We start from the raw sequence: 4723 nt of genomic DNA, 5'->3' as shown, positions 1-4723 counted from the left end.
TGCGGCGCAGCCCCTCGCGCTCGGGGTCCTCGCCGAGCCTCTCCAGCAGCGACCTTATTATCTTCTCCATGTCCGGCCTTTTAGCCCATGTGCGCAACTAGTCAACATCCTATCTCGAGCGGTCGATCGCCTCGCGCATGGCCTCCTCGACGCAGGTGGGGCTGTAGTCGCAGACCTTGAGGTCGTCGTACGGCGCGCCCGAGGGGGAGAGGAAGACGATCGAGGGCCAGCCGAGCACCCCGTACTTCCCTATCAGCCTGCGCACCTCGGGCGTCTCCGAGGTGGCGTCCACGCGCAGGGGGACCATCTTCCCCGAGAGCTCCACGATCTCGGGGCGGCTGTAGAACCTGCGCTCGAGCGCACGGCATGGGGGGCACCAGTCGGCGGTGAACTCGATCATCACCGGCCTCGCCGTTCGCCGCGCCTCGGCAAGGGCCCCCGCCTCCTCGGTCATCCACTCTATCCCCGGCCTGTAGGAGGGAGCGAAGCTGCCGGCGCTCCAGCCGAGCAGGCTCCCCATGTAGAACGCGGCCGGGAAGAGGAGCATGACGCCGAGCGCGCGCCTGATCCAGAGCATCCAGGTGCCGCCCTTCAGCCTCCCGGCGAGCTCGCCGTAGAACGCGCCCATCAGCGCCATGATCAGGCCCATGCCCCCGCCGAAGACGACCAGAAGCGAGAACCCCTTGAGATAGCTCCCCTCGAGTGCGACGTAGCCGAGGAGCGCAGCCAGCACAGGACCCGAGCAGGGCGACGCGACGAGCCCGAGGCCCATGCCGGCCAGGAGCGCACCGCGGTAACCCCGACCGCCGAGGCGGTGGATCCTCTCATGGAGCCTTCGGGGGATGCGCACGTCGAACGCCCCGAGCATGGCGAGGCTCATGGCCAGGAAGAACATCACCACCAGGGCGAGAAACCAGCGCTGCTGATAGAGGAAGCCGAGGTTGCGGCCGAGCGCCACGGCCCCGAGGCCGAGCGCCGAGTACGTGAGCACGAGCCCCGCGACCAGCAGGGCCGCGGAAAGGAGGTTGTGCTGGAGACGCCTGTGGGGATGGACCCCCACGAAGATGAGGACCGCCGGTATCACCGGCCACACGCACGGGGTCAGCGAGGTGAAAAGCCCCGCGAGGAAGACCACGAGAACGGTGAACAGAACTCCCCTGTCGAGGATGACCGAGAAGTCCCTCACCGCGAACAGCTGCCGAAGTCCCAGCCTCTCGGAGATCGACGCGGGCCGCCTCGCCTCCGCCCCGGCCTTGTCTGCCCCCCGCGCTCCCGGGGCCGCGGACCGGGCAGGAACGACCTCTACGCTGAAGGCCACCTCGCGCTCGTCGGGCCGAAAGCAGAGGGTCGGGGAGCACCCCCTGAAGGAGACCACTGCGGTCAGCTCGCGCACCCCCGGGGCGAGCCCTTCGGGCGCCTCCCCCTTTATCCTGATCCTGAGGTCGCTGCCGTAGACTTCGACCTCCCTGTCGAGAAAAGGATCGTGCCTGGTCGCCGGCTCGGGGTACAGGACCTCCCTGACCATGAGCCCCTCGAGGCTCGCGAAGTCCACGTCGGTCTCCCTCGCGTAGAGATAGTATCCCTCCGGCACTGTCACGGTCATCGTGAACTCGAAGTCGTCGCCGGCATGAACGCTCCCCCCCTCCGAACCGGGCACGACCCTGAACGGCTCAGCCGCGTCGATCGCAGAGTGGGCCGTTGCCGCCAAAAGCAGCGCCAGAACCGCCGCCGACAGTCGCGAGAGGTTTCGCATGGCCCGGCATAGTACATGAGCTGAAAAACGAGGTCAATCGCGCGGCCTTTGCCCTTGAAGTATGGGCGCCGTTAATGTAATTGTTGTTCCGATGAACAGCGACAACGCCCTCTTCCTCAAGACCGCCTTCAAAATCGCCGCAAGGGTCGGCGCCTCGGCGGTCGTGGTCCACGCCGATCCTCTCGACGACATGGAATGGAGCGAGCCGATCCCCAAGAGGCGCAAGGTGATCCTCCTCTCGAGAAAGAGGAAGATGGAGAGCGGCGAGGAGGCCAGGGGCACCCTCGCCTCCAGGGCGAACGCGGTGCTGACGCTCCCGCGGATCGCGCTGACGAGGATCTCGCTCATAAAGATAGGCACGACGCTGGCCCTCTCGCAGGAGCTGGTGAAGCCGGGCGATAAGATCGTCTTCGCCGTGGGGCCCGCCGACTCCGGCCCGCTCGACCTCATCCAGTCGGTCGACACCTCGAAGGAGTCGGAGATAATAGCGGGCCGCAGCGTGGGCAAGATCTCCGAGACGGTCCAGCCCGAGCTCTTCCAGGCGGTCCTCAACCTCGCCATCGAGCTGGCCGAGACCGGCCGCGAGGGCAAACCCATAGGCACCATCTTCGTGGTGGGCGACCACGAGAAGGTGATGCAGCTCTCGAAGCAGATGATAATGAACCCGTTCCGCGGATACGAGGAGGAGGAGCGCAACCTCCTCACCTCGTCGATGAAGGAGACGATGCGCGAGTTCGCGGCGATGGACGGCGCCTTCGTCATCGCGGACGACGGGACCGTGCTCGCGTCGGGGCGCTACCTCGGGGCGGCGACCGACGAGTCGCAGCTCCCCCGCGGCCTCGGGAGCCGCCACATAGCCGCGGCGGGAATCACATCCTTGACCCGCGCGCTCGCCTTTGTTATATCCGAGTCCTCCGGAGACGTGAGGATCTTCAGGGACGGCAAGATAATAATGCACATCGAGAAAGCCCCGTCGAAGAAGTGACGCAGAGGACCCCCGGGCAAACAACTGAAATTTCAGCGGGCGATACGGCCCGCGCGCGGAGCAGAGACGACATGGCGAGGAAAGAGCTGATCGAAAGCACTGACGTGAAGTTCGACCTGAGGCTGATCGACATGGAGCTCAGGGACGGCAGGGTCAAACGCAAGGACTACGAGGATCACCTCAAGTCGCTGCCCGACGACGAGGCCAGGGGCGAGCTCGTCGAGGTCTACCAGGAGCCGGCCCAAGACGCGGCCGCTGACGAGAGCCTCACGTTCACCTCGGGCTAGCGCCCGTCCCACTCGACCATATCGCGACCGAAGACCGCGGCCGCGGCCCCCACAGCCGCCCGCTTGAGCTCGTCCATCCCGACCGGCCTGTCGAGCAGCCGCTCCATCGTGGTGACCCCGCGGTCGCTTATGCCGCACGCCACGATGTGGCGGTACGGGGAAAGATCGCAGCCCGCGTTCAGCGCGAAGCCGTGCTGGGTGACGCCGTGCGAGACGTTGAGCCCTATGGCCGCGAGCTTCTCGCCCCCGGCCCAGATCCCAGGGTGCCCCTCATCCCTTTCGGCCCTGATCCCGAACTCGCCCACGGTCCCAATCAGCATCTCCTCGACCATGCGCACGAACTCCCTCACGCCCAGCCGCGCCTTTGCGAGGTCGAAGATGAAGTAGCCGACCAGCTGCCCCGGGCCGTGGTAGGTCGCCCTGCCCCCGCGGTTGGTGACAACGAGCTCAATCCCCTCGGCCGCCAGCGCATCGGCGCCGGAGAGGACGTCCGAGGCGATCCCCCTGCGCCCCTGCGTGATGACCGGATCGTGCTCGAGCAGGAGCAGACGGTCGGGGATGCGGCCGGCCCGGCGCTCGCGGCGCAGATCCTCCTGCATCCGCCAGGCCTTTGCGTACCGGACCCTGCCCAGGTCCCGCCACTCGACTCTGCCCTGTCCGGATATCATCTGAAGCGCTCTTCGCGGATGCTGCGGTTGCGGAGTATGTCGAACCCTATCATGAGGTACTTCACGCCGCTTATGAGGAGCAGCGCGGCGGTGATCACGATGCCCCAGATGAGCCACAGTTGGAGCGGCCGGCCGATGAAGACAGCGGCCGGGCTCATGCGGATCACAAGCCCGGTCACAGCCACAAGGAGCATGCAGAAGGTGGCTATCTTGGAGATGATGAGCGCCCTGATGGGTATCTCGACCTTCGATCGGGTGAGGTAGGCGATGCCCGAGATGATCATCGCGTCGCGGGCCAGCGCCAAAAGCACGAACCACAGCGGGAGGATCCCGACCACGGCGAGCGATATGAAGCAGGTCTGGATGAGCGCCTTGTCGGCGAGAGGGTCGAGAAGCGCCCCTAGCTTCGAAGGCCTGCCGGTGAGCCTGGCGACCGTGCCGTCGACGAGGTCGGTGGCGCCCGCCACTGAAAAGCAGGCGATCGCCCAGCCGTGGAGGCCGGCCGCGAACAGGGCCAGGAACACCGGCGTGAGCACCAGCCTGAGAATCGTGAGCATGTCCGCCGGCGTGACCATCGTCCCCTTCTTTCGCAGCCTACTCTGTTACATCATCGCGCCGGGGATTTCCAGAGGAAACGCCCCTGCCGCGCCTTGCCCCTCTGGCCGCGAACTCGCGGTAGCGGCCGTAGTGCTTCTCGTGGAGCCTGAGCTCCACCCTGATCCCCTTCGCCAGGTAGCGCACGCTGTCCACGCGCCCCACCCTGTAGAGCTCCGAGAGCACCTCCCCCCTCCCCATGGGGATGAGGAGAGTGGCCTTCCGGAACTCCGCGGACAGGATCCGGTCGAGCCTCTTGAGGAGAGCGGTCAGCCCCTCGCCCGTAAGGGCCGAGATCCGTATCTCCTCCCCGTCGCCCCTGTAGCGCCCGCCGGGCAGGTCGCACTTGTTCACCGCCTCGACCCGCGGGGTCCCGGCCATGTCGAGCTCGGCGAGCACCCGGTCGACGACCGCCGCGCGCGCGACCGCCTCCTCG

At 66.7% G+C, this 4723-nt stretch carries 6 protein-coding genes; 2 read left to right on the top strand and 4 right to left on the bottom strand.

All coding sequences use genetic code 11. The features are described 5' to 3' along the window. Positions 1 to 109 precede the first annotated feature (109 nt). Positions 110 to 1753, bottom strand: a complete 1644-nt coding sequence (locus tag JXA24_01500; protein ID MBN1282433.1) for a thioredoxin family protein — start codon at positions 1751 to 1753, stop codon at positions 110 to 112. Positions 1754 to 1844: 91 nt separating this feature from the next. Between JXA24_01500 and JXA24_01495 the strand changes: the two genes are divergently transcribed. Beyond that, the gene (locus tag JXA24_01495) at positions 1845 to 2738 is read left to right on the top strand and encodes a diadenylate cyclase (GenBank protein ID MBN1282432.1); all 894 of its coding nucleotides are present in this window, start codon (positions 1845 to 1847) and stop codon (positions 2736 to 2738) included. Between the two features lie 71 nt (positions 2739 to 2809). After that, on the top strand, positions 2810 to 3025 hold the full coding sequence (locus JXA24_01490) for a hypothetical protein (GenBank protein MBN1282431.1): 216 nt from the start codon (positions 2810 to 2812) through the stop codon (positions 3023 to 3025). On the opposite strand, the gene lipB is transcribed toward JXA24_01490, so the two are convergent. From lipB to JXA24_01475, 3 genes are all read right to left on the bottom strand, one after another. Beyond that, positions 3022 to 3693 (bottom strand): lipoyl(octanoyl) transferase LipB, encoded by a 672-nt coding sequence (gene lipB, locus JXA24_01485; GenBank protein ID MBN1282430.1) that lies wholly within the window; start codon positions 3691 to 3693, stop codon positions 3022 to 3024. The genes JXA24_01490 and lipB overlap by 4 nt on opposite strands. Continuing rightward, the gene (locus JXA24_01480) at positions 3690 to 4268 is read right to left on the bottom strand and encodes a CDP-alcohol phosphatidyltransferase family protein (protein ID MBN1282429.1); all 579 of its coding nucleotides are present in this window, start codon (positions 4266 to 4268) and stop codon (positions 3690 to 3692) included. Before JXA24_01480 ends, lipB begins: the two co-directional genes overlap by 4 nt. Positions 4269 to 4287: 19 nt before the next feature. After that, positions 4288 to 4723, bottom strand: a 436-nt coding sequence (locus tag JXA24_01475; GenBank protein ID MBN1282428.1) for a hypothetical protein, incomplete at its 5' end; no start/stop codon positions are given.

It is taken from the genome of Pseudomonadota bacterium (assembly GCA_016927275.1).
In the GTDB taxonomy this organism is placed as follows: Bacteria; UBA10199; UBA10199; order 2-02-FULL-44-16; family JAAZCA01; genus JAFGMW01.
This window is presented reverse-complemented; position numbering and strand designations above follow the sequence as displayed.

Bases quoted from the DNA above. Each gene is read 5' to 3' on its own strand.
- JXA24_01500 (MBN1282433.1), bottom strand. From the start codon at position 1,753: ATGCGAAACCTCTCGCGACTGTCGGCGGCGGTTCTGGCGCTGCTTTTG.
- JXA24_01495 (MBN1282432.1), top strand. From the start codon at position 1,845: ATGAACAGCGACAACGCCCTCTTCCTCAAGACCGCCTTCAAAATCGCC.
- lipB (MBN1282430.1), bottom strand. From the start codon at position 3,693: ATGATATCCGGACAGGGCAGAGTCGAGTGGCGGGACCTGGGCAGGGTC.
- JXA24_01480 (MBN1282429.1), bottom strand. From the start codon at position 4,268: ATGGTCACGCCGGCGGACATGCTCACGATTCTCAGGCTGGTGCTCACG.
- JXA24_01490 (MBN1282431.1), top strand. From the start codon at position 2,810: ATGGCGAGGAAAGAGCTGATCGAAAGCACTGACGTGAAGTTCGACCTG.